At 66.5% G+C, this 22,851-nt stretch carries 27 protein-coding genes; 21 read left to right on the forward strand and 6 right to left on the reverse strand.

From position 1 onward, the window contains the following. The first annotated feature begins 146 nt into the window (after positions 1-146). From ACTWQJ_RS01445 to ACTWQJ_RS01460, 4 genes are all read left to right on the forward strand, one after another. On the forward strand, positions 147-815 hold the full coding sequence (locus tag ACTWQJ_RS01445; RefSeq protein WP_443304773.1) for a mobilization protein: 669 nt from the start codon (positions 147-149) through the stop codon (positions 813-815). Continuing rightward, positions 812-2,536 carry a relaxase/mobilization nuclease domain-containing protein gene (locus tag ACTWQJ_RS01450; protein ID WP_443304774.1) on the forward strand — a complete coding sequence of 575 codons (1,725 nt, stop codon included), beginning with the start codon at positions 812-814 and terminating at the stop codon, positions 2,534-2,536. The genes ACTWQJ_RS01445 and ACTWQJ_RS01450 overlap by 4 nt, the downstream gene beginning before the upstream one ends. 881 nt (positions 2,537-3,417) lie before the next feature. After that, complete coding sequence (locus ACTWQJ_RS01455; RefSeq protein WP_443304775.1) at positions 3,418-4,992, forward strand: hypothetical protein; 1,575 nt, start codon at positions 3,418-3,420, stop codon at positions 4,990-4,992. Between the two features lie 25 nt (positions 4,993-5,017). Next, positions 5,018-5,413: a hypothetical protein gene (locus ACTWQJ_RS01460; RefSeq protein ID WP_443304776.1), complete on the forward strand. Its 396-nt coding sequence runs from the start codon at positions 5,018-5,020 to the stop codon at positions 5,411-5,413. 205 nt (positions 5,414-5,618) lie between these two features. On the opposite strand, the gene ACTWQJ_RS01465 is transcribed toward ACTWQJ_RS01460, so the two are convergent. Continuing rightward, a complete protein-coding gene (locus tag ACTWQJ_RS01465) occupies positions 5,619-6,305 on the reverse strand; it encodes a DUF317 domain-containing protein (protein WP_443304777.1) in 687 nt (228 codons plus the stop codon). A 307-nt stretch (positions 6,306-6,612) separates the two neighbouring features. Further along, the gene (locus ACTWQJ_RS01470; RefSeq protein WP_443304778.1) at positions 6,613-7,236 is read right to left on the reverse strand and encodes a hypothetical protein; all 624 of its coding nucleotides are present in this window, start codon (positions 7,234-7,236) and stop codon (positions 6,613-6,615) included. A gap of 263 nt (positions 7,237-7,499) precedes the next feature. Between ACTWQJ_RS01470 and ACTWQJ_RS01475 the strand changes: the two genes are divergently transcribed. After that, complete coding sequence (locus tag ACTWQJ_RS01475) at positions 7,500-7,943, forward strand: hypothetical protein (RefSeq protein WP_155059113.1); 444 nt, start codon at positions 7,500-7,502, stop codon at positions 7,941-7,943. A gap of 80 nt (positions 7,944-8,023) precedes the next feature. Here the strand turns inward: ACTWQJ_RS01475 and ACTWQJ_RS01480 are convergent, their stop codons facing one another. Then, positions 8,024-8,629 (reverse strand): hypothetical protein, encoded by a 606-nt coding sequence (locus ACTWQJ_RS01480; RefSeq protein WP_443304779.1) that lies wholly within the window; start codon positions 8,627-8,629, stop codon positions 8,024-8,026. Between the two features lie 267 nt (positions 8,630-8,896). On the opposite strand from ACTWQJ_RS01480, the gene ACTWQJ_RS01485 reads away from it, so the two are divergent. Continuing rightward, the gene (locus ACTWQJ_RS01485; protein ID WP_443304780.1) at positions 8,897-9,451 is read left to right on the forward strand and encodes a hypothetical protein; all 555 of its coding nucleotides are present in this window, start codon (positions 8,897-8,899) and stop codon (positions 9,449-9,451) included. A gap of 23 nt (positions 9,452-9,474) precedes the next feature. Here the strand turns inward: ACTWQJ_RS01485 and ACTWQJ_RS01490 are convergent, their stop codons facing one another. Beyond that, the gene (locus ACTWQJ_RS01490) at positions 9,475-9,873 is read right to left on the reverse strand and encodes a hypothetical protein (RefSeq protein WP_443304781.1); all 399 of its coding nucleotides are present in this window, start codon (positions 9,871-9,873) and stop codon (positions 9,475-9,477) included. Positions 9,874-10,489: 616 nt separating this feature from the next. Between ACTWQJ_RS01490 and ACTWQJ_RS01495 the strand changes: the two genes are divergently transcribed. The 10 genes from ACTWQJ_RS01495 (at position 10,490) to ACTWQJ_RS01540 (ending at position 16,302) form a co-directional block, all read left to right on the forward strand. After that, entirely contained in the window at positions 10,490-10,720 is a 231-nt protein-coding gene (locus tag ACTWQJ_RS01495; RefSeq protein WP_443304782.1) for a hypothetical protein, read from the forward strand. Then, on the forward strand, positions 10,698-11,210 hold the full coding sequence (locus tag ACTWQJ_RS01500; RefSeq protein ID WP_443304783.1) for a DUF6879 family protein: 513 nt from the start codon (positions 10,698-10,700) through the stop codon (positions 11,208-11,210). The genes ACTWQJ_RS01495 and ACTWQJ_RS01500 overlap by 23 nt, the downstream gene beginning before the upstream one ends. A 27-nt stretch (positions 11,211-11,237) precedes the next feature. Beyond that, positions 11,238-12,083 carry a helix-turn-helix domain-containing protein gene (locus tag ACTWQJ_RS01505; RefSeq protein ID WP_381514550.1) on the forward strand — a complete coding sequence of 282 codons (846 nt, stop codon included), beginning with the start codon at positions 11,238-11,240 and terminating at the stop codon, positions 12,081-12,083. A gap of 95 nt (positions 12,084-12,178) precedes the next feature. Beyond that, positions 12,179-12,565 (forward strand): hypothetical protein, encoded by a 387-nt coding sequence (locus ACTWQJ_RS01510; protein ID WP_443304785.1) that lies wholly within the window; start codon positions 12,179-12,181, stop codon positions 12,563-12,565. Beyond that, complete coding sequence (locus tag ACTWQJ_RS01515; protein WP_443304786.1) at positions 12,562-13,104, forward strand: NUDIX domain-containing protein; 543 nt, start codon at positions 12,562-12,564, stop codon at positions 13,102-13,104. Before ACTWQJ_RS01510 ends, ACTWQJ_RS01515 begins: the two co-directional genes overlap by 4 nt. Before the next feature lie 139 nt (positions 13,105-13,243). Further along, positions 13,244-13,432, forward strand: coding sequence for a hypothetical protein (locus tag ACTWQJ_RS01520; RefSeq protein ID WP_443304787.1), 189 nt, complete (start codon positions 13,244-13,246; stop codon positions 13,430-13,432). Positions 13,433-13,490: 58 nt separating this feature from the next. Beyond that, positions 13,491-14,291: a diaminopimelate epimerase gene (dapF, locus tag ACTWQJ_RS01525; protein WP_443304788.1), complete on the forward strand. Its 801-nt coding sequence runs from the start codon at positions 13,491-13,493 to the stop codon at positions 14,289-14,291. Continuing rightward, on the forward strand, positions 14,288-15,379 hold the full coding sequence (locus ACTWQJ_RS01530) for a D-alanine--D-alanine ligase family protein (protein WP_443304789.1): 1,092 nt from the start codon (positions 14,288-14,290) through the stop codon (positions 15,377-15,379). Before dapF ends, ACTWQJ_RS01530 begins: the two co-directional genes overlap by 4 nt. 36 nt (positions 15,380-15,415) lie before the next feature. Beyond that, positions 15,416-15,940: a C39 family peptidase gene (locus tag ACTWQJ_RS01535; protein ID WP_443304790.1), complete on the forward strand. Its 525-nt coding sequence runs from the start codon at positions 15,416-15,418 to the stop codon at positions 15,938-15,940. Next, on the forward strand, positions 15,940-16,302 hold the full coding sequence (locus ACTWQJ_RS01540; protein ID WP_443304791.1) for a glutamate ligase domain-containing protein: 363 nt from the start codon (positions 15,940-15,942) through the stop codon (positions 16,300-16,302). The genes ACTWQJ_RS01535 and ACTWQJ_RS01540 overlap by 1 nt, the downstream gene beginning before the upstream one ends. Before the next feature lie 323 nt (positions 16,303-16,625). On the opposite strand, the gene ACTWQJ_RS01545 is transcribed toward ACTWQJ_RS01540, so the two are convergent. Continuing rightward, positions 16,626-16,823: a hypothetical protein gene (locus tag ACTWQJ_RS01545; protein WP_443304792.1), complete on the reverse strand. Its 198-nt coding sequence runs from the start codon at positions 16,821-16,823 to the stop codon at positions 16,626-16,628. After that, entirely contained in the window at positions 16,820-17,614 is a 795-nt protein-coding gene (locus tag ACTWQJ_RS01550) for a hypothetical protein (RefSeq protein WP_443304793.1), read from the reverse strand. The genes ACTWQJ_RS01545 and ACTWQJ_RS01550 overlap by 4 nt, the downstream gene beginning before the upstream one ends. A 557-nt stretch (positions 17,615-18,171) precedes the next feature. Between ACTWQJ_RS01550 and ACTWQJ_RS01555 the strand changes: the two genes are divergently transcribed. The 5 genes from ACTWQJ_RS01555 (at position 18,172) to ACTWQJ_RS01575 (ending at position 22,640) form a co-directional block, all read left to right on the forward strand. Next, complete coding sequence (locus ACTWQJ_RS01555) at positions 18,172-18,444, forward strand: hypothetical protein (RefSeq protein ID WP_443304794.1); 273 nt, start codon at positions 18,172-18,174, stop codon at positions 18,442-18,444. 239 nt (positions 18,445-18,683) lie between these two features. Continuing rightward, positions 18,684-19,631 carry an ABC-three component system protein gene (locus tag ACTWQJ_RS01560; protein WP_443304795.1) on the forward strand — a complete coding sequence of 316 codons (948 nt, stop codon included), beginning with the start codon at positions 18,684-18,686 and terminating at the stop codon, positions 19,629-19,631. 1 nt (position 19,632) lies between these two features. Beyond that, positions 19,633-19,878, forward strand: coding sequence for an ABC-three component system middle component 6 (locus tag ACTWQJ_RS01565; RefSeq protein ID WP_443304796.1), 246 nt, complete (start codon positions 19,633-19,635; stop codon positions 19,876-19,878). Beyond that, positions 19,878-21,641 carry an ABC-three component system protein gene (locus tag ACTWQJ_RS01570; RefSeq protein ID WP_443304798.1) on the forward strand — a complete coding sequence of 588 codons (1,764 nt, stop codon included), beginning with the start codon at positions 19,878-19,880 and terminating at the stop codon, positions 21,639-21,641. The genes ACTWQJ_RS01565 and ACTWQJ_RS01570 overlap by 1 nt, the downstream gene beginning before the upstream one ends. 105 nt (positions 21,642-21,746) lie before the next feature. Continuing rightward, positions 21,747-22,640 (forward strand): phosphorothioated DNA-binding restriction endonuclease, encoded by an 894-nt coding sequence (locus tag ACTWQJ_RS01575; RefSeq protein WP_443304799.1) that lies wholly within the window; start codon positions 21,747-21,749, stop codon positions 22,638-22,640. Positions 22,641-22,851: the final 211 nt, after the last annotated feature.

The raw sequence follows: 22,851 nt of genomic DNA on the forward strand, positions 1-22,851 counted from the left end.
CCCCGCCAGCGCAGCCTGACCCCCGCGGTCGCGCCGATCGCCCCACCCATCCGGCTCACCCCGTGTCCCCGCGCAGCCGAGCGCGGGGACACGAGGGCCTCGCACAGCAAAGCACCCGCCACCAACACCCCACGGAGAACCACCCCATGCACGACCCGCACCACGAACTCCACGACGCCCAAAAGGAGATCAACACCCCCACCTCAGCGCCAGCAAGTTGGAAGTTGGGACACTCCCCCGCAGGGGGCGCGTCCCAACCGGCCTCCGCCCCAGGGGTGGCGGAGGCCGACGACCGGAGCCAGGGGGCACCGGTCGGAGAAGCTGCGACCGAGGGCGGACCGCAGCAAGGCGAGCACGAGTGGCCCGCCGCGCCCTCGCCTGGCAAGCCGCGAGCCCGCTCCCGCAAGCCGAGACAACGACCGGCGGTCAGCGTGCGGCTCAGCGACAGCGAAAGAGCCCTCGCCGAGGCCGGCGCGCAGGCCGCGAGCCTCACCCTGGCCGGGTTCCTCGCTCAGTCCGGCCTGGCCGCCGCCCGCGACCTGACCGGCGTCACCGCTGCGATCGCCGACAACCGCCATGTCCTCCGGGAACTGTTCGCCGCCCGCCGCGCCCTCACCCAGTACGGCAACCTGCTCAACCAGGCTGTAGCAGCCCTCAACTCCGACGCGGACGTGCCGTACCTGAACGACGTCATCGACCGGGTGTCCACTACGCGCGACCGCGTCGACGAGGCCGTCCAGCGCTTCATCGCCCTGATCGACCCGAGCAGCCCTCAGCCCCGGTCGGCCCGCGGCCAGTACGGCGAGGCCGCGTGATCCCGAAGATCCATAACCAGGGCAGCAACACCTACGGCCTGCTCAACTACCTCTACGGCAAGGGCACGAAGGAAGAGCACATCGATCCGCACCTGGTCGCCTCCTATGACGGCACCGCCCCCGATCCAGGACGGGACGACAACGCCACCCTCACCACGCTCCAGCAGATCCTCGACCAGCCCCTCCACCTCCTGGACGACGACCAGCGCCCGCCCCTGCACGTCTGGCACTGTTCGGTACGCGCTGCCCCCGGCGACCGCATCCTGTCCGACGCCGACTGGGCCGACATCGCTCGCCGTATGGTCGCTGCCACCGGCATCGATCCGGGAGACGGCGCCGGCTGCCGCTGGGCCGCGGTCCGTCATGCCGACGACCACATCCACATCATCGCCACCCTCGTCCGCGAGGACGGCCGCCGCCCCAACCACCACCGCTCCGGCAGACGCGCCCAGGACGAAGCCCGCCGCATCGAGGTCGACTACGGCCTGCACCGCGTCGCTGTCGGCGACGGCACTGCGGCCAAGAGGCCAACGAGCGCGGAGCGCCACAAGGCCAAACGCGAAGGCAGGGACCGGCCAGCGCGTGAGGAACTGCGGGAGACCGTGCGCCGGGCAGTGGCAGGCGCGACGAGCGAGGAGGAGTTCTTCGACCGGCTGGCCGCCGCCGGCCTACTGATCCGAAAGCGCGTCGCCCCCTCCGGCGACCTGTTCGGCTACAAGGTCGCTCTCCCCGACGACCGCAACGGGGAGAAGGAACCGGTCTTCTACGCAGGCTCCACGCTGGCACCCGACCTGTCCCTGCCCCGCATCCGGGAACGCTGGGCCGGCGACGCCTCCTCCCAGAGCACCGAGACGTCCCCAGACCAGAAGGCCCAAGCCCCGACATCTAGTGGCCCGGGGATGGCTCGACGGCGGGCTGCCTCCGCCTTGTGGCAGGCGTTGCTGGTTGTCGATGACGGTAAGGACGCCCAGGTGGCCGCGCAGATCGCCGCGGCCGGTGAGGTCCTCGACGCGCTCGCCAAGACCTCCGCGGCCCACACCCGGGCCGAACTGCGCGAAGCAGCCTTCGCCTTCGAGCGGGCCACCCGTTCTCACATCAAGGCCGAACGCGAGCACGACCGCGCCCTGCGCCAGGCCGCGCGCGACCTTGTCCACAGCGGGCCCGCTCTCGGCCGCAGTGAAGACGGCGCCACCACCGCCATGGCCATCGACATGCTGTTCTTCCTTGTCACCGCCACCGCCCACTGGCACGCAAAGAAGAGCCACGCCCAGCAGGCCGCTGCCGCCCACCAAGCCGCCGAGCACCTGCGCACCGCCTACCGGGCCGCCGCCGACATCCCGTTGGGCGCGCTGTACCTGCGGGGCCGGCATCTGCCCCAGCCGCTGCGCCAGAGACAGGCTGCTCACCTCCGCCAGGCAGTGCCGGAGCTGGCGGAACAGGCTCTGGCCGAGCCGGGCTGGTTTGCGCTGGCCGCCACACTCGCCGACGCCGAGGCCGCCGGACACGACCCTGCGGGGCTCCTGTCCGAAGCGGCTGGACGGCGCGAGCTTGCGACCGCGGACTCGGTCTCCGAGGTGCTGATGTGGCGGCTGCGCCGGATGGCAGAGCTGCCCGCCGACGCCACCGCGGTGCCTCAACGCACCACCATCGCGGCCCCGGGCAACGATCGCACCGCCCGGCCTACGGCGAGTCGAAGCGATCAACTCCGCAGGGCGCGCTGATTCATCACATACACCGAGCCCCTCTGCCAAGGCCAAGGCAGAGGGGCCAGGGCCTTGGGGGGTGACCTGGGCCTCTGCGAACGACTTCTCCAGGTCGGCGTCCACGAGCCCAGAGGGAGCCGGAGACGATCACCGGAACCGCTGCGGTGAGAGCACACTGCCCGTTCCGTCTCGGAACACCAAACCCGTTCCGTCGCGGAACACCACGGCTGTTCCGAATCGGAACAGGAACTGCAGCGTGTTTCCTGAGTGAACAGATCGAGCGCACGCCCAGGGCCTGTGCCTGGTCCAGCCCGTACGCGAGTGGGCCGCCACCCTCCTCCGCGTCACAGCGCCCGAGATCGACGAGGCGGTGGCGAACGAACCGGGCTGGCCCGCTTGGCCGCCACCCTCGCCCACGCCTACCAGGCCGACCACAACCCCCGGGAGCTGCTGACCGAAGCCGTCGCCCACCGCGAACTGGACACCGCCGGGTCGGTCAGCGGCGCCCTCGTCTGGCGCCTGCGCCGCTTCGCCGACTTGCCCGCCGACGCGGTCGAACACCTTCCACTCGGCCCGCGCGCCACAGCACACCGGCCTCGTCTCTCGGCGCCGCTCGGCTTCCCGGTCAAGGCGGCGCACCGCAGGGACGCCGCAGGTAACGCCGCTGCGGAGGCGCCTTTCGGTCAATGTTCGACCTGGGTACCTCCGTGTGCGGCTTGTGTGGGTTTGCGGTATGGCGTTGCTTCCTGTGCGCGAGGACGATGCCCCTCTGCGTCCGCCGCTGATCGTCGTGGCCGGCCGCCAGGAGACACGGGGGTGGGAACTTGTCATACGCGGAGCACCAGTCGGTGTTCTCGGCGCCCGCAGTGCCCTTGGGGACGGCGGCCAATGCCGGGGAGATGATCAGGCACGGGGCCTACACCGAGGGCGTCACTCGCCGGTTGAGCGCCGTCGCCTTCGCCCGTACGGACTGGCTAGCCGTGCTCCGCGCCGTGCTGGCGCAGCTGTGGAAGAACCTGAAGGCCGCCGTGCGGAAGCGTGTGAGATGGCTCTTCCCCGCCAAGGAGGCCGAGAAGGCTGCCGGTTCGTCGGAGCCGAAGCCGCCAGAGGTGGTGCTGGGTGAGGACTACGCGGTCTGGGTGCGCCGTCGGATCAAGAAGTCGGCACGGCCAATACCTGTCTACGGCTTCCATCAGGAGCCGGTGGTGCACGCCTGCGATCGTGCCATCCAGCACATGCGAAGACGCCGAGTGGCCGTCGTGGCCACGGTCGCGGTCGTCGTCTGGCAGGCCATCGCCGGCGCCCTCACTGCCGGCTGGGCCATCCTCGTCCTGCTGGCCGGGTTGTGGGGCGTCTACCTGGCCGAGCGCTACTTGGCCCAGCTGCGGCTCAATGCCCTGCTGGCCGGAGAACTCCACGCGCCTTCGACCGCGGTGCAGGCCCACGCCCTGCCGTACCTCCACGAACGTCGCGCAAACGGCGATCGGCACCGGTTCCTCGGGGCGGGGCTTCAGGCGTGGCAGGAGGCCGTCATCGGCATCGACGTCGAGCCCGCCCCCGAGGGCCAGGACGCCGAAGACGACAGCGCAGGACCGCTTCCGGGCCTCGGCTCACCGGCACAAAAGCCAGCTCAGCCTGACATGGCCGAGGTGGCCAAGGCCGTCCTGGATGCGCTGGCGAAGCACAACAAGCCGGTGGCCCGAAAGCCGCTGAAGCACTTCACGGCCGCTCAGCTGCACGCCCACATCGCGCGCCGCCTGGACGATCCGGCGCCCTCCCACCACCGCGATCATCCGAAACTGCGCGTAGAGGTCATCGGGATCGCCGGCATCCACCACAAGCGCTGGGAGCAGATCGACGACGACGCCTGGCGCAGCCTGCACGCGCTCGCCGTGGACAACATCGGCGACAAGCCCGCCGAGGAGGTCGCCCGCCGCTACATCTGGGCGCGGGTCACCGCCTGGAACGGCGACCTCGTCGCCGCCATACTCGTCTACTTCGCCTACCAGGGCGGCTTCCTGCGCGTCACCGTCCGCCCGCACATCATGGGCCCCCTCAACCCGAAGGTCGCCGGTCTCACGCCCGCAGATCCGCGCAGCCTGAAATGGCTGGGCCGCACCGCGTTCAACGCCCTCGGCGATGTCTACGTTGGACTCGACCGGCTCATACGCCGCAAGGCCCGCAAGCGCCCCGAGCTCGACCCGGGCAGCGGACCGGTCAGCCTCCGCGAGGTCTACAGCCTCCGCTGGCTGGAGGACATGCACATGCACGACGACGCCCGCTACTACGTGCAGATGATGCAACGCCGGGTCTTCGACTCCACCGAGATCTTCCTGCGCGACCACAACGTCGACATCGCCGCCTACCGCCAACAGTCCACCGCCATCTACAACTTCGGCGTCATGAACGGCGGCACCATGACCGGCGCCGTGCAGGCCGCGCCGTTCTCCGTCAACCCCTCCATGACGAACTGACCCAAGAGCCCGCCAGGAGCCCCGCATGCCCATCCGTCGTCAGCCCGACCCCGTACCGAACGGCCCCAACTTCGGCATCATCAACACCGGCAACATGACCGGCCCCGCCCAAGCCGCGCCGTTCTCCCAGAACGCCACCCAGACCAACAACATCACCAACGAAGCCGTCGACAAGGCACGCGACAGCATCGACGACCTGCGACGGAGCCTGGAAGAACTGCGCGGCCAGTACCCCGAGGTGGACGGCGCCCTGCGCGACCTCGGCATGATCGCCCCGCGGCTCGACGAACCCGATCAGGACCCCGGCACTCTGCGCTACATGCTCCAGAACCTCGTCGAACGATGCGGAGGCATCCCCGGCGTCCTCGCCGCAGCCCAGCTCGTCCAGTCCACGGTCACAGCCCTGCTACCCGGATCTTGAAGCTCCTTCATCACCAGGGTGACGCAGTTCGAACCGTCAGCCGTCCTGCTGACGTGCTTCTGAGCAACCGAGGGTTTGCCTCTGCCGGTGAGGAGCGGTTTGGAGGCACACATCCGTTCTGTCTTCTGGCGGGCACCAGATTGTGCCTCCGATCGAGGGATCAGCGACAAGCCGCCTACTAGCGGGGGCCTCTGGACGGGTGTCGTCAGCTGCGGCGGACGACGGTGAGCCGGCCCTCGGCGCTCTTGGGCACGGTGCGGCGGGGCACCGGGGCCGGTGAGGCGAGCGAGGAGGCGAACGCGGCGACCAGGTCGTGGGGGACGCTGGCGCTGAAGGTGGCGCACCACAGATACGGAGCCCCTAGGACGGGCTCCGCCCACGCCTGCCAGCCCGCCAAGTCGGGGCGCGGGTCGGCGTCCTGGATGAGCGGCGGCAGCATCTCCAGGGAGACGGAGGAAGAGAATCCGGGGTCCGTGGCGGTCGTGCGGGGGCGGTCCACGTCGCGGATCCAGCCCCTGGCGGTGAGAGCTGCAAGAACCGTCTCGGGCCCCGCGATGCCGGTATCAGGCTCCTCACGGACGTCCATCGCCACGAGGAGATCAGCGAGCGCCTCGTACGGGACGCCAGTAGTGAAGTACGCATTCCACTCCGACATCACGGACGTGGCACGAGAGCGGGCGCTCAACTGCCAGGCCACCGGTAGCCCTCCCAGCTCGAATGGGTAGGCCGCGAGAATCCACTCGGCGCCGCACAGCCCGTTGGGGCTGATGTACAGCAGGGTGTGGCGGGCGGTGGGCCACATGCGCCAGCCGAGGCTTGCCAGGGTGTCGCCGATCCGCTCGGCGAGCGCATCGTCATCACCGGCCAAGTGGCGCGGGGTGACCCAGTACACCGGGTCTGATGGTTCGGGTCGGTAGGGATCGCTGGGGAGTTGCGGTTGCAGGGCGCCTCCGTGGGCTCGGGGAACAGGTCACTGGCGGCCGTTGACCTGGGGGTTTGGGAGGTCATCCACGTTGACATGCTTGTTCGCAGTGCACCAGTACTTTGGGGATCTTCCCTGTCTGCCTCCGGCGAACTGGTGTCCTTTGACAGCGAACCTAGTCGTTTGCCACCGAACCGAGCCCGATCGAAGTCGGGCGGGAAGCCGGGTGCGTCCCTCGTCAGCACCGCACGCGACGAGTCATTGCGGGTTGGCCACGTCAACGTTGTAGGTGAGGACCCACGGCTGATGGCCTTCGCGCCGGCAGCGCACCCACAACCGCACTGGTGCACCGGCGTACCGATTGCGCCAGTACGTGCCATCGGTCCAGGCGGGGGCAAAGGACTGCTCCAATGCAAGCTTGCGCCACTCGCCCAGTTCCATGGCAGCGGCGGGCACCTTGCGGCCGTTGGTGGAGGCGCCGTCGATGCCCGGCTTGAATCGGTACGGTCCACAAATCGTCTCGTCGATGTCTTGTTGAGAGGGTCCGCCAGCGAGGCCAGAACCCGTGGGTGTAGCCGTCGTCGCGAATCTCGATCTCGACCGCGTCCAGACGCTCCAGTGCAGGCGGCCCCTCAAACGTCAGCATCAGACTGGCCTGGTCAATGCCCGACCCGACCTGGGTGATCGTGACGTCAAAGCGCGGCGTCATCTCGTGATGCCAGCGCTCCCGCTCCACCTCCGCCACCGAATCGGCGGTCGCGTTCGCCCGGTCCGCCGCCCGGTTGGATTGGCGGGCGGCCTCGTTCGCGGTACGGCTGATCCGCAGCGCAATGAACGCCGTGACGACACCGGCGAGCGCGGACACCGCACTGAGGCCGTCGGCCCAGGACACGTCTGTCATGGCAGAGCAGGCTATCGGAGGGCTTAGAACGGCCACGGTCCGAATCGGTACCAGGACTAGGACGCGTCTTCCAACGCACCGGCCGCGATCCGCAGCTCGTCGGGATCGAGGTCCCAGTCGAGGCGGCCCTTTAGCTCGTCGAGGTCTGCATAGGGCACTCAACCCCCTCTCTGCCAGGCGGCGTTCAGGTGGATGCGCATGCGAACCGCTCCAGTTTCTCTAAACAGCTAGATAGTGCGTTCATCTGGCTGAAGAATGCGGGTGTGACCGACGACGTGTTCAGGGACGTATTCAGCCAGGCGGTACGTGCACGCAACGCCGCAGGCATGACCTATAGCCAGATGGAGGCGAGGACCTGGGATGTCGGCGGGAAGGAGGAGAGCCGATCCGCGGGATGGTGGAACAACATGGCCAACTACCACATGGACACCCCTCCCGCTCCGAAGTACATCCCTGGCATCGCGAAAGTGCTCAACATGTCGGAACGCCAGGTGAAGGAGCTGATCGCCGAGCAGTGGTACGGGGTACGGCCGGACGATCGCCTGCCGCGACGGCTCCGCACCCTCGTCGCGACCGCTCGCCGTGTGGCGAGGGTCGACCTCGTGCTGCTGAACGATGTTGCTCGGGCCCTTGGCGACAAGCACTCGGCCGAAGCGGAAGTCGAGGAACTGAAGGAAGCATCCGTCGCGGCAGAGGAGGACAACTAGGCGTTCGCCAGGTCGGTCTCGGCCTTCATGCCGGTCGGGTCCACACCTTCGTGTCAGAGACGCCCGTGATGGTGGTCAACTCACTGCTCGCGGCCGGGTAGTTGGACCCGCTGGCGAGCGTGAGCTTGATGCCGCGAACGAAGTGCTCCTCGGCGGAGATCACCTCCCGCTCGTTCGTACCGTCCCAGCCGACGAGGATGTCCGTCACCGACCGGAAGCCCGCGTATGTGTTCACGACCGAGCGGTCCTGCATGTACAGCGGGTCGTAGTCGCGAACCCATCGCAGGGCGAAGGTTCTGCTGAGCGTTGAGGATGGTGGCGCTGCAGGTCTGGCCGGTCAGAAGGTTGACGGCCGGGCGCTGGAGACCGCGCGCGACGGCCTTGGACTGCGGGCGCAGGAGCTTCGACCAGTTGTCGATGTCGAAGTCGTTCTGTTCGTCGGTGAGCTTGACGGCCGAGTACACGTTGCCGCCGAAGGTCACGGCGATGGTCCGCTCCGCGTACTCGTCGAAGACGATCGGTTTCGAGCGGTCGTTGCGCCACGCGTAGTCGTGGAACGGCAGGATGCCTTCGACCTTCATGGAGATGGTGTCGTTCTCGGCACCCTTGAACTGGTCGACGCCCTGCTCCTGGAACAGGTTCGGGATGAGCAGCTCCTGTTCGAGCATCCCGACAGCGGTGTTCACGAGCTTCCGGGGCTTTACGACCTGATGCTGTGCGGTGGGCAACTGGACTGCCTCTACAAGGGGTTGGCGCCGGGTTGGCGGCTTGGATCGTTACCAGCTGAGCTAGCCGAGGTTTGTGAGGCTGTCGTAGCGTGATCGCCTCAAGCGACGAGAGATGCCTGACGGGGGTGCCTGGTGCAGACGCAAGGACATCAACCACGAACAAGGCCCAGTACGAGGCCCTCTGAGCCGAGGGAGGGAGCGGGACAGCCAAAGTGGGCATGGTGGGTGATCGGGATCGTGATTCCCGTCGTTGGGATTCTCGTGTCCGTATATCTCGCACTTGCCCCCTCGGACGATCAAGATTCAGCCGCGGGAAGGCCCTCGACGGGCGGAGGAGGCTCGGCGGATGCCTCGGGGGCATCGCCCACGCCCCGTCAGGCGGCGTCGAAGATCATGTTCGGCCCTAAAGCCGTTGAGGTCGACGTGAACGGCAGCTATCTGGAGCTAGATACAAGGGCACCGCTCGTAGAGGGCGAAGCTCCGAAAGGCGTCGACATCCTCGTGAACACGGACGCGTCCGGGGCCATGGAGAACGCGAAGGTCTACGGCTACCTCGGCGGAACGGTTGCCCCGATCGCTGCGACCTCCGGGGCCGTTCAGGAAGCCGACTGCCTGCAAGCCGTACAGAGGAACGCCAGTGACTTGATAGACAATTTGCAACGAGGGCGCGGCATCTGCGTGGAAACAAGCGAAGGCCGGGTTGCCTTCCTGCGGGTAGCCTCGGCGCCCCCGAAGGGGCCTGTCACGTTTGACATGACCGTATGGGAGCTGCGGGGCTAGAAGCGCCTGGAGCGCCGCGCGAGCTAGCGTGGGTCCATCTCTCCGTCGTCCTCGTCGGACGGGTCGAGACCACCGCCGAGGGTGGCTGGAGACCCCTGGGTGACAAGAGCCTGAAGGGCCTTCGCGTCGGCCTCCAACTCCTCGGGTGTCTTGCCATGCAGGCGACCCGCCAGGGCCTCGGGGAGATCAAACCTGCGGGCCACGGTGGACACGAGGATCGAGCGCTCAAGGTCGGCGTTCTTGGCCTTCACGTCCGCGAGGGCGGCCTCGAACTCCTCTGGGCTCTTGGCCACGGAGAGCTTCGTCTCGGCGTCCCGCAGTCGAGTGCGGTACCCGGCCGCTTCGTTGCGGACCTTCGCCAGTTCCTTCCGGGCCCAGTCGGACAGGTCGTCTTCCTGGCTGCTTTGACGATCCGCCGGCATCAGTCTGGTCGTCCGGCTTCTGCTCCTCGTCCGGCTTCTGGCTGCCATAGGCAAGGGCTGGGGAAGGCAGACCCGGGTCTCCCTGGACAGCTGCAGCGCCAGCAATCGCGCATCCCCAGGACCGGCGACCTCGTCCAGCAGATTCGCCGCCAGTGCTGCCTGCATAGTTCACAGCTCCCGGCCGTGCCCGCTGATTCGTCACGTCGAGGCTGCCGGCCCCCGCCGGAAACACCCTGTGCCCTGTTGTCGCTACGTCATTGCTCTCCGCCTGCCCGGCCCCCGCTCCTCGGCGACGGGGGCGCACGGATCACCACGAAGCAGTGCACATGACAGCGACATGTCCGGTACGCCCCGCGCACACCAAGCGCTCCTCGTGGCCAGCTAAGCCCCTCCTCTCGCCAGCTGGGTTCGTTGTCAAACGCCTCGATTGGATGACAAAGGGCAACTGGTGATCCGACGACGCGGACCGCATCCACACCCGTGAGCCGTCGACCAGTTCTCCCTGCTCGGGTACCCGACCGAAGTCCTGGCAAGTTTGGGCAAGTTCATGGATTGAGGGCTCTGACGCGGGCAAGCTCTGGCACAGAGATCGTTACCGGCTTCCGAGGAGGACATCATGGCCCTGCGTAAGCTCGGCAAGGACCCGGAGAGCCCCAGTGGCGGCTCGCCCACCATCTACCTCGACGAGGAGAAGGACAGCTACCTCGTGCAGGGGTGGAAGGTGGAGGACGCAGAGCGCCTCGGGCAGATGGACATCCCCGGGCACGAGTCGGTGGTGGAGATCCCCCGTCGCATGGTGCAGTTCTTCTTGGAGGTGAAGCAGGATGACGAGGCCCCCGACGTTTGAGGAGCTGTTCCGCGACTGCCAGAGGACGGCTGTTCATCTGGAGATGCGCGACGCCTACATGAAGTCGGACCCGGCCTTCATCGACTGGCAGGCCGGTGAAGTCCTCGATCCCGCCGAGCGCTGGGCCGACTGGCACACCATCGTCACGGAGGCGACCTCGCGAGGCGTCGAGGTCCAACGTGCTCGCGTCGTTTCGACGCCGGTCAGCGAGTACATCCGCTTCGAGTACGACGTGACGGACGGCCTCAACATTGCTGCCGGCGAAGGCGTGCGGTGGCTCTCGCGGCGCAACGCGACCGACATCGCGCTTCCGGGCAACGACTTCTGGCTGTTCGACTCAAGCCTCGTCCTCGTCAACCACTTCGACGGCGAGGGCGAGAACATGGAGTTCGAACTCACGGAAGACCCGGAGGTGGCGAAGCTCTGCGAATCGGCCTTCGAGGCCGTGTGGAAGCGGGCTACACCTCACGCTCAGTTCGAGCTGGCCTGATAGCTCGACCAGCACCCTCGTACCGACATGACATCGCCATCTTCGAGCGTCCAGGAAGCCCGCAAGGCGCTCGGACAACGCCTCGCCGAAATCCGGAAAGCAGCCGGACTCACCAAGCGAGCACTGGCCCAGGGTCTGGGTTGGCATGAGTCGAAGGCTTCGCGCTTCGAGAGCGGCGCCCGCGCGCCCTCGGAGCGCGACCTTCGTGATTGGTGTTCGGCGTGCGGCGCGGAGAGTGAAGCAGAGGACCTCGTCTCGACTGCCCGAGGAATTGAGGGTATGTATGTCGAGTGGCGCAAGATGGAGCGCCATGGGCTCAAGTGGGCTCAGGAGTCCGTGGTTCCCCTCTGGGAGCGCACCGAGCGATTTCGCATTTACTCGCCCTGGCTCATCCCTGGTCCCGTGCAGACGGCGTCGTACATCACCGCCCTTCTGACCTCCATTCGTGACCGCCGAGGGCTCATCGACGATGTGCCAGCGGCAGTAAAGGTGCGTGTGGAGAAGCAGCAGGTCGTCTACGGGAACCACAAGTTCGCCATCCTCTTGGAAGAAAGCGTTCTGCGGTACCGCATCGGTGGCACGGACGTGATGGCGGGCCAACTCGGCTACCTGCTCAGCGTCATGGCCCTCCCGTCCGTGAGCATCGGCATCATCCCCCAGGACGCCGACCGTTCGGGCCTCTGGCCCGTCGAGGGATTCTTCCTCTACGACGACGAATTGGTGAACGTCGAATTGATCTCGGCTCACCTCACTGTCGTCCAGAAGCACGAACTTGCCATGTATGCCAAGACGTTCAGCGAGCTGGCCGAACTTGCCGTCTACGGCCCCGCTGCGCGTGAACTCATTACCGCTGCCATCGAATCTCTAGGGTGAATGCCCGGCAAGTTCCGGCACACTCGTGGAGCCCATTACAACTCCCTTCCTAGCTTTATAGGCACGGCTGAAAGCGTGCTCCGGAGGGGCCAGTGATGACTGTGGCAAGTACGGGCAAGACGTTCGAGATGGCCGAGGACTCTGCGGGCGACGACACCCCCATCGACGTAGAGGCGATCTCGTCGCGAACGAATGCCGTCCTCGGCCTGCGAATGGACACCACGACCCGCGCGGAGATGGACAGGCAGTTGCCGACGACCGCTGGTCAACTGAACCGGTTGCTCCGCGAGGACCTGGGCGCCGACGACGACAGCGAGGTGCGGCAACTGCTCCGCAGGGGGACCAGGCTGGTCGACCTCACGAACCGACCGACCCGCGAGACGCCCACCTTCGGGACGTACCTCTACCTCCGCGATGTCGCCCTTCTGACGCAGCGACTGCTGTGGATCTACGCCGAGCGGAACGGGCTTGATGCCCCGTGAGCGTCAGGGACGACCAGATCATCCGGGAGCTCTCCCACTACATCCATGAGCACCCCGCCGACAGGATGGCGCTGCTGCCGGTCTACGACGCGGCCCGCGACCACTCGCAGCGCCGAGCCTGCACCCACGGCCAGCGCTGCCCTCTCGTGGTCACGGGAGCCGTCGTCATCGACGAAGGCAACCGCGTCCTGTGCCTGAGGCACAAAGGAGGCTATGCCCTCGCAGAGGCAGAGCCGGAGGACGCGGACGACTCCCTCAGTGAGGCGGCCCTACGCCTGCTGACCGAGGAGGTCGGCATCCGGGACGTATGGACGCAGCCCGGCGCCGAGGGCCCCTTCCTCGTCGACGTGACCCGGCCGGGGCAGCACAGGTACGGCCCCCGCCTCCGGGTCGGCATCCGTTACCTCTTCCGGGCCCATTCCGGCGCGGTTCTCCCTTCGATGATCGAGACGGGCGCCGCGGCCTGGGTGCCCTTCACCGAGATAGCCATCCCGTCAGTCCGCAATCGCGTGGAGCAGCACCTGATCGGAACCCGATGAGTCCCCAAAGCCAACAACTCGCCTACGTAGTAAGCCTCATCGCAATCGGCGGCTTCCTCCTGCTCGGAATCTGGAGCAGCTGATGTACGAGCGCAGGACCCAGGAGCCGCCCTCCATACCGCCTCCGCCTCGCGGAACCATGGGAAGCACCCGGCCGCCGAGCGATGTCCGCATAGGCGACTTCGTCTACCTCGACGGCGTGTACCAGCGAGTCCGGGACATGCGGTCGTCCGGCACCGCAGCCCACCGCGTACTGATCTTTGCCGGGCGGGAGCCCTTGATCATACGAGAAGCCCGGATCACATACCGGCCCATCGACTTCCGCTGACCTGCCCTGCTCGGGCACCGCATCGTCACCCTCACCTCACCATGCGAGGAGCTTTGCCATGCGCTTTCGCAAGATCCACGGCGCCGGAAACGACTTCGTCCTGCTCTCCGACCTCGGCCCGGACGGCGACAACGAGTGGCCCAAGGAGGCGGAACGTCTGTGTGCCAGGCGTACCGGCGTAGGTGCGGACGGCCTCGTCATCAGCACGCTGGTCAGCGACCACCCTGCCGTCCTCGAAGTCACCTGCTTCAACGCCGACGGCTCGATCGCCACCATGTGCGGCAATGCCCTGCGGTGCTCCGCCTGGGCCGCTCACCGCGATCACGGCTTCCAGCAGATGAGTCTTTACATGGCCGGCGCGGTGCATGAGGCGGTCGTGTCCGACGACTCCGTGTGGGTCACGGCCGAGGTGGGGGAAGTCCTCCCTCGACGCTTACAGGTCGTCATCAACGGCAAGCCGACCTGGTTCGACAGCGCCCACACCGGCACCGAACACGTCGTAGCCATCGTGGACGAGGTCGACGCCATCGACGCGGTCATGGTCGGGCGGCTCGTCCGCCACCACGCCGACCTCGCCCCACTGGGGACGAACGTCAACTTCGTCCAGTCCGCCGGCGACCAGGCGCTGAAGATCCGCACCTACGAACGCGGCGTAGAGGCGGAAACCCTCTCGTGCGGAAGCGGGGCAGTTGCAGCCGCCGTCGTCGCCACCATGCGCGGACTCGTGGCCCGGCGTGCCGTCACCGTCCACAACCCCGCCGGTGAGCCACTCACGGTCCGGCCGCACGACGCCCGGCCGAACCGAACTCACTGGGTCGGCGGCCCGGTCACCAACACCTTCGAAGGGGTACTCGCATGACTCTCTTCCTCAACTCCAGCTCGGACCTCGCGGTGCAGAAGGCCATCGAGGAGCTTCGAGAGTGGGGGCAGAGCCGCCAGAGCCTCAGCGTCGCCCTCATCTACGGGCCCGTGTCCGCCGAGGACAGGCTCTACCACTCGAAGTGCCCCATCGAACAGCGATCTGTCACCGCCCTGGCCGAGGCACTGGAAGAGATCGGCGCCCGCTGGAAGGTGCTGAACCCCTGCGAGCCCGACTTCATCATGGAACTGGTCGAATACGACGTGGCCCTCTCCAACCTGCACGGCCCGTACGGCGAGGACGGCCGACTGCAGGGCCTGCTCGACTACCTGCGCGTGCCCTATTGCGGCAGTGGGGTTGGGGCGTCCGCGGTGGCTGCCGACAAGGTTCTCTGCAAGCGGGTGATGCTGACCCTGGGTGTCCCTACGCCCGGCTGGCACGTCTGGTCCGGCGGCCCGATGACCTGGAACGGGCGCCCCGTGATGGTGAAGCCGCCCTTCGGCGGATCCAGCGTGGGCATGAGCCTCGTACGCAATCCGGCAGATCTGCCCAGCGCTCTGGCGGACGCAAGCGGAGACGAGGGCACGACTGTGCTCGTCGAGGAGTACGTGGCCGGCACGCCGATGACTGTGGGGCTGCTGGAGCTGCCGGGCGGCTCGGTCGTCGCCTTCCCGCCGCTGTCCACCGACGCCACCGAAGCCGACTTCTACGACGCCGACACGAAGCTCGACGTGGACTCCAGGGGCACGGTCAGCGTGCGCGTTGCCGAACTGGACCCCGATGTGCTGGACAAGATCACCGGGGATGCCCGGACGCTGTGGGACGGCCTAGGGCTGCGCGGTTCAGCGCGAATCGATTTCATACTCACCGAGGACGGCGAGCCGTACGTGCTGGAGGTCAACAGCACACCGGGCATGTCCCGGGACAGCAACTTCGTGGTGGGGGCGGCGGTCGTCGGACTCACGCACACGGACATCGTGTTGGCGATGCTGCACGAGGCCCTGACACGCCCGCCATACGATGTTCCCCTGCCCACTCCCGCGTTCTCCAGCACCACACTGACTCGGGAGGCTGTCGTCTCGCCGTAGGAGCCCGCCGCTGTGCCGCGCGTCCACGATGTCCCCATGTGCCGTCAGCTCATCGACCCCGCCGAGTGGGATCTGCACGGCGGTTGGGCGCTCGGGGACAGGATCGAGTGGTCCAACCGGGCGTGCGGCCTGGCCTCGCTGAGAATGATCCTGCTCGCCTACGGGCGCGAGGCGCCCACGGTCACGGAACTGCTGAAGCTCGCGGTCAAGCACGAGGTTCTGACCCCGCGCGGAGCACTCCACGCGGGGATCGCGAGCCTGGCGACCGACCTCGGGGTCCCTTCCCTCGCAGAGCCCGTGCCGGTCCAAGACCTTCTCGCCCGACTCGAACACGCACCGCTGATCGTGTCTGTCACCGAGCAGCTCCCCGACGACGGCCGCTCGGGCGGCCACCTCGTCATCCTCCGCGGTTACGAGGACGGTCCCGATCCAACGATCTTCATCCGAGACCCCTCGGCCTGGGGTCAGACGCACGACCGGGTTCCCCTCAGCCGACTGTCCCCTTCCTACACCGGCCGCGCGATCACCTTCGCGCCCCTGATCCCCAACGGAGAGTCTTGATGACCGAGGCAGACGGCGAAACGACCGAGGCCGCAGGCGGCCGGAGGATCGCCGTACTCGGAGAGATGCTGGAACTGGGCGACGAAGCCGTGGAAGCCCACCGCGAAATCGGGCGCTTCGCAGCCAAGAACGAGGTAGATCTCGTCGTGGCAGTAGGTGGAGACCTCGCCAAACAGCTGGCTCTCGCGGCAGGCGCGGCGGGCGTTCCCGACATCGCCCTGGTCGGCGACAACGCCACCGCTGCCGCCTATCTCGACTCCATCCTTCGCCCCGACGACGTGGTTCTCGTGAAGGCGTCACGCGGCGGCCAGCTCTGGCAGATCGCCCAAGCCCTCACAGGGCAACCCGTCACCGGCCTGTGAGCCGCCCTGCTCTGTCAGCACGGTCTGCTGTGCACGTCAGTGCGGCTGCTGCTGATCCGCCGATGACCAACCTCCACACCAGCGAAGCCACGACCGGAACGGGAGACCACCCGCCTACCGGTGGCGGCGGAGAGAAACGGCCTCTGACCTGCTACGCAGCGCCTGAGTCGACCTCGGTCAGCTCGGGCGCTGCTTCGTTTTCAAGCCAGTGCGTGAGCGTCCTGCGCCTCACGACCCCGGGGGGAGGAGGCCCTCCCCTGGGCGGCCCGGACACCGCAAGCAGATTGCCGCTCGGTAGATGTACGGGTCTGGGCATATGGAGATCACTGATCATTGAGGCTCTGCTGCGCGGTAGACGGCGCGCGCTGTGGGTCGGAACTCCGGCGCATGCTGCTCCGAAGTTCGTGCCAGGCGCTGACGACCTCAGCGACCTTTCCCAGCAGCTCGCGGAGCTGACCTAGAACGAGAAGGACGACGCCGAAGCTGGCCAAGACGTAAAGCGTGATCGTGTCCCAGTTCATGAGGCCGCCTCCCCACGAGATCCACGCGTATCCCCCGGAAGTACACGACCGAGCCAGCCGGTGTCAGCGCCGAGCCTTTCGAGTTGTTTCCTGGCGTCCTTGCCGTATGCGGCGCGGCCCCAACGGAATCGGAACTGGAGCCCGCATCCCGGGCCGTCGCGGTGCGCCAGTTCGTAAGTGCACTGCCGCATATACCGGTCGTTCTGAAAAGGCGGGTCGTCACAGGTGCAGTGATGCTCGACGACACGGAGTGGCAGCCCCCAAACGGGATCGGTGAGCCTGGCAAGCAGAGTGTCGTGATCGAGACGGACGTCACGGCGCGTGTCCAGTTCGAAGATCCACTCGCTGCCGGTTATCCACGACCGTGTGGAGTAGGCAGAGCTGGACGTATGGAACAGCGCGATCCTGCGCAGCAAACCCGCACCTACCCACGCAATGTCCTTTTCCATGCCTCGGACTAGTGGGTGCGACTGCTCGTCCTGCCGTTCGAGATCGGTGAATGAGGGGGATCGCCACAGGGGCGCGGCGTGAGCCCTGACCAGCTCCTTCCACCGGTCGTCGAGGTAGTCCTCCCATTTGGTGCCGGGGACACCGCGGATGATGAGGCGACTCTCAGTCTCCGCCAGAGTGAGGTGGAGGTCGTTCCCACGGATTGCGGCGATGCGCAGCCCCAGGACGCCGCCGACTTGAACGTCAGATTCGGTGTACGGCAAGAGGCGATCGAGGGCGTGCCATGCCACGGGGTAGTCCTCACCCTGGGAAAGCTCAACGTGACTGTCGAGATAGACCACGATGGGCCTGCCTGGGCTCAGACGTACGCCAGCGATACCCACGGGGTGAGCAGACCAGGTTCCGCCGTCGCCGAGTTTCGACAAGACCTGTGACTCAAGCAGCGCCTGATCGCCTGCAGAGTCCGGCAAAGGCGTGGGGGTGCGCGCGTTCTTGAGGGCTTCCAGAGCGAATTGATACGGCTCACCTGTGTAGGTGATCCGAGTCCGAACCAGGGTGGAGAGGCGTCCGCCAGCAGACACGGCACGATCCGTCCTCGAACGCTGCTGCCCCGAAGCGCCCGATAACTGATCGGCGCACCCTGTAGAGGTGCAATCGGACACACAAATCGAACCCAGTGAAGCTAAGGCTTCTTCATCCTGTGGATGACGCTGCACTGGGGCAGCTCAGCGTCAGGACAGGCCCCCTGAAGGCCACGTTGAGATTACCACTGAGCGTTACGACGCGAGGGACGTTCGGTGCAGGAGGGGTGGCAATGGCTGGCCGTGGCCCTGTTCCCCTGGGCTGGGAGGGACGGCGCCAGCGCGAACTCGGGGACGTGTGGTGGGTCCAGGGAGACGTGGACCGGGCCGCAGCCGCCTACCTGGCAGCCCGAAGCGAAGCCGAACAGAACGGTGCGATCGGCGAGACCGCAATGTCCCAGGCTCATCTCGCCTTCGTCGTCGCCTTCACCGACCCTGCCGAGGCCGATGACGAACTCGAACTGGCAGACCGGCTGCTGTCGCGCCTCAGCCTGCACTCCACCGAGATGACCGCGCACGTTGCCGCATTTGGGCCAGCGGGCCGGAGACCAGTCACAACGCCAGCGCCGTTGCCTCGCCGGCACCGGTGACGACACCGACGACCAGGGCGGAAGCGCCTTGCGAAGGCAGCAGGAGCCCGGTGACGACCGGGCCCCAGCCAGACGTTGCCGCACGGCGGCCACGTGCGCTGCTGGTGCGTGATCAACCACGTAGCGGGCAATGACAGCTTGGGAGCGTGGGTGCACAACGGGTATTCAGTGGTCCGCCTTCCCGGCTAGTGTGATCACGGGCCATCAGGTGGGGCCTGCGGTTCAAGGGGAGGGGGACCGTGAACGGCGCGCAGCGTATGTACGCGTATGTCAAGTTCATGGAGAAGCTGGCCGAGTTACATGGGGAAGCCTTCGAAGGCTTCTTCCACGACGTGATGTGCGCACGCTATCCAGACTTTCTCGATGTACGAACCCACGGCAACCTCGGCGACCAGGGTTCCGACGGTCTCAGCCTGCACGACGAGAAGCTGTACGCCTGCTATGCGCCTGCCACCTTCGACGTCGCCAAGGTCCGCAAGAAGTTCCATGACGACCTGGATTCCGCGCAGCGACAACGGCCGGGCCAGTTCAACACGTTCGTCTTCGTCCACAATGACCTTCGCGGAATCCACCCCGCGGTAGCGACTATGTTGGCCGAGGCTCGCACCGCCCACACGCCGCTCCGCTTCGAGCAGATGGGGCGCAGGCGCTTATGGACCGAGTTGCTGCCCCTGCCGTGCGAGACAGTCGAGTACGTTCTTGGCTGCGAGATACCCATCGAGGAACACATATACGGGGTGGGCATGGGCGACCTTGCCCCGTTGCTGGGTCGGCTGAAGGAGCAGCGTCTGACCGCTGATCCGCTGATGAGCCTCGCTGAAGTCAGCGACAGAAAAATCGACTTCAACCAGATCATCGGTGAGGTGCGCGACGATCTGGTCGACGGGATGCGGTATACGCACCTCGTAGCCCAGTACTACGCCGGCGTGTACGACCCGTTCGAGCACGATGAAGTGGCCGCCGCGTTCACTCAGGAGTATCTGGTTGCACGTGAGCGGAGCAACGACCCTGATCTGATCCTTCTGGACCTCCAGCACTACATCCACGGCAACCGCCTCCAGAGCTCACGAGAGCTAAGTGCGGGCTGGGTCGTCCTCGCCCATTTCTTCGAGCACTGCCACATCTTTGAGAACGCGCCTGAGGGATGGTCGCCCAACGGACTGCCCGCTGCCCCGGGGAGCAGCTGACATGCTGACTCCGACCAAGGGCATTGCTCCCGACCGGGCTCTGCTCGCTGTCGGAGCCCAAATCCTCCAGGAACTGGACAGTCCCCTGACTGTCAGCCAGGCATGGGCCCGGCTCAAAACCCGGCGCTCTGAACTCGGGCACGGTTCGCCTGTCTCCTTCGGCTGGTTCGTTCTCGCCTTGGATGTCCTGCATGCCCTCGGAGCGGTTGAGCTCCGTGACGAGCTGCTGATGCCCAGGAGGCCCTGATGCTCCGCCGACTGAGCGCCAATGATCCGAGGTTCCGCCGCGTCGACTTCTCCGCTGGCCTCAACCTCCTTGTGGCCGACACCACTGACATTTCCGGAGACAAGGACAGCCGAAACGGCACTGGCAAGTCCAGCATGGTGGAACTACTCCACTTCCTCCTCGGCGCCCGCGCCGATAAGAGGAGCCTGCCAGCGCGCAAGGCTCTGCGGGAAATCGCCTTCAGCCTCGAACTGGACTGGCCCAGTGCCGACGGTGGACTACTCACCGCTACCCGGAGTGGGGCGCACCCAGAGGTCGTGCGGCTGAGCCAGGACATCGATGCCGACGGGCCAGGACATGAATCACTCTTCGACATCGACGTCGCAGGTCCCGTGGACATCCCAGCGACGCGGTGGACGAAGCTGATCGAGGCGGAGCTCTTCGGTCTGCGCGGAGAACACCCTGGGTTGAGCGGGCGGACAATGCTGTCCTTCCTTATCCGCCGGATTTCCAGTCACGCCTTCAATACACCGACCCGTACTTACAGCCAGCAATCAGAGGCTGACGCGGCCACCAACCTTGCGTATCTCCTCGGCCTCGACTGGAAGCTCGCTGGCGGTTACCGCGAAATCTCTGCGCGTGAGGCAACCCGTCGCCAGCTGCGCCAGGCCGTCAACGACCCGGTATGGGGACGGATCGTGGGCAGCACCGCGGAGCTCAGGGGTCAGATCACCATCGCTGAGGAGGAGGTGCGACGGCTTGAGGAGCAGATCAAGGCATTTCGCGTCGTGCCGCAGTACGAAGAGCTAAAGCGACGTGCCGACGAGGTCGATCACGAGATCCGAGCCCTCAACTCCCAGGACTCAATCGATCAGCGCAACCTGACAGACCTGCGAACCGCAGTACGAGACACGACCGACGGAGACGTCAGGTACCTGGAACCCGTTTACAGAGAGCTCGGCATTCTGCTCGGTGACCAAGTCAAGCGGCGTTTCGACGACGTGAAGGACTTCCACAGGTCGATCGTCCGCAATCGGCAACGCTACCTCGCCGAGGAGGTCGATTCCATCGAGAGCCGGCTCGCGGACCGCGCAACTCAGCGTGAACGACTGGGCGCCGAACTCCAGCAGGTCCTGCGTACTCTCAACGAAGGCGGCGCCCTGGAAGCCCTGACCGCTCTGCAACAGGCGCTCGCGCAGAAGCAGGCGTCAGTGGAAGCCCTGCGTCACCGCTACGAAGCAGCGCAGACGCTTGAAGCCAGCGCCCTGGAGATCAAGGCCAAGCGCCTCGACCTCCAACGCGCTCTCAAGGACGATCTGGACGAACGGGCCACGCAGACAAGCGAAGCCACGGTCCTCTTCTCCGAGTTCGCCCAAAGGCTCTACGGCTCAGGACGTCAGGCATATCTGGAGTTCGATGCCGGCCCCAGCAGCCTGCGGATCGTCCCACATGTCGACAGCGACGACAGCCGCGGCATCGGCAACATGGTGATCTTCTGCTTCGACCTCACCATGGCGGTCGTCGCGCACAGGCACGGACGCGGCCCCGACTTTCTCGTGCACGACAGTCACCTCTTCGACGGCGTCGATGACAGGCAACTCCGCGACGCCCTGGAATTGGCAGCGGAGGTAACAGAACGCGAAAGCATGCAGTACATCGCCACGCTCAACTCCGATGACCTTGAGAAAGCAGAGCGCAGGGGGTACGACGCGTCGGGCAAGACACTGCCAGCGCGGTTGGACGACGAGTACGACGACGGAGGATTGTTCGGGTTCCGTTTCTGAAGTCTTCCGAGCGTCACGCCTTCCGTCCAGGCGGAACAGACGACGGCAGCCACGTCGGTTGCGGCCTCGCCCATGACGAGCAGACCGTCACTACGATCACTGGGCATGGACTGGCTCGAGCGCATCGCGAAGTTGAGGCAGTGGACCAAGAACGGTACGCGGGCGCCACACAAGCCTCTGCTGCTTCTGTACGCCCTCGGCCGGTTCCAGGAGGACGCCGACAGTGAGCTGCGGTACAGCGCGGTGGAGGGGGATCTGCAGCGGCTGCTGACCGAGTATGGCCCGCCCAACAAGACGACACCCGCCTACCCTTTCCACCATCTGATCAGCGACGGTGTCTGGGAGGTGCGTACCGACCATGGGTCCGGTAGTCCGGGCAGCGGCCTGCGGAACCTCCGGGAATTGGGTGCTACTGGACGACTCGCACCGGACCTCAGAGATGCACTGCGGCGCGAGCCAGTGCTGCTGCACCGGATAGCACGGTCACTGCTCGAGCTGCACTTTCCTCCTTCCCTCCACAGCGAGCTGTGTGAAGCCGTCGGTCTGGACCTGGAGTCGGCGGAGACCGAGCGGCTCTCCGCCGCGCGGAGGCAGCGAGACCGGCGGATGAGCGAGCTGGTGCTGACCGCTTACGAGTACCAGTGCGCCTTCTGTGGTTATGACGGCAGGATCGGCGCGGTGCCGGTCGGGTTGGAGGCCGCACACGTGCGCTGGTGGGCTTTCGACGGACCAGACGACGTCGACAACGGACTGTGCCTGTGCTCACTGCACCACAAGCTCTTCGACAAAGGCGTCCTCGGCGTCGACGATGGCCACCGCATCCTGCTCTCGCAACGCTTCGTCGGCCACAGCCCTGCCGCCCGCGATCACGTCATAGCGCTCGCCGGCCGTCCGCTTGTCGGCCCACAGCCGGGCGCACTTCCTGTCGCCGCCGACCACCGCTCCTGGCACATGCATCAGGTCTTCCACTGCGATCCACGCCCTGTCGTGCCGACCTGACAGAACTGCCGCCAGAAGGTGGTGAGGGCGGCCGCGTGGGTCGACCGCTCGCGCTCGATCATCTCGGTCGCGCATAGTCCTAAGCGCCATCGGTGGGGCACCAGCGCCAGCCGCGTATCTCTCAGCATGGCAGCACGGCAAGTGTCATCCTGAGGCATGGCGACTGAGTGGAGCTCATGGAGTCCGGACTGGCGCAGGCTGGACTGCCTTG

This window comes from Streptomyces sp. KR55, from assembly GCF_052245645.1.
Taxonomy (GTDB): Bacteria; Actinomycetota; Actinomycetes; order Streptomycetales; family Streptomycetaceae; genus Streptomyces; species Streptomyces flavusporus.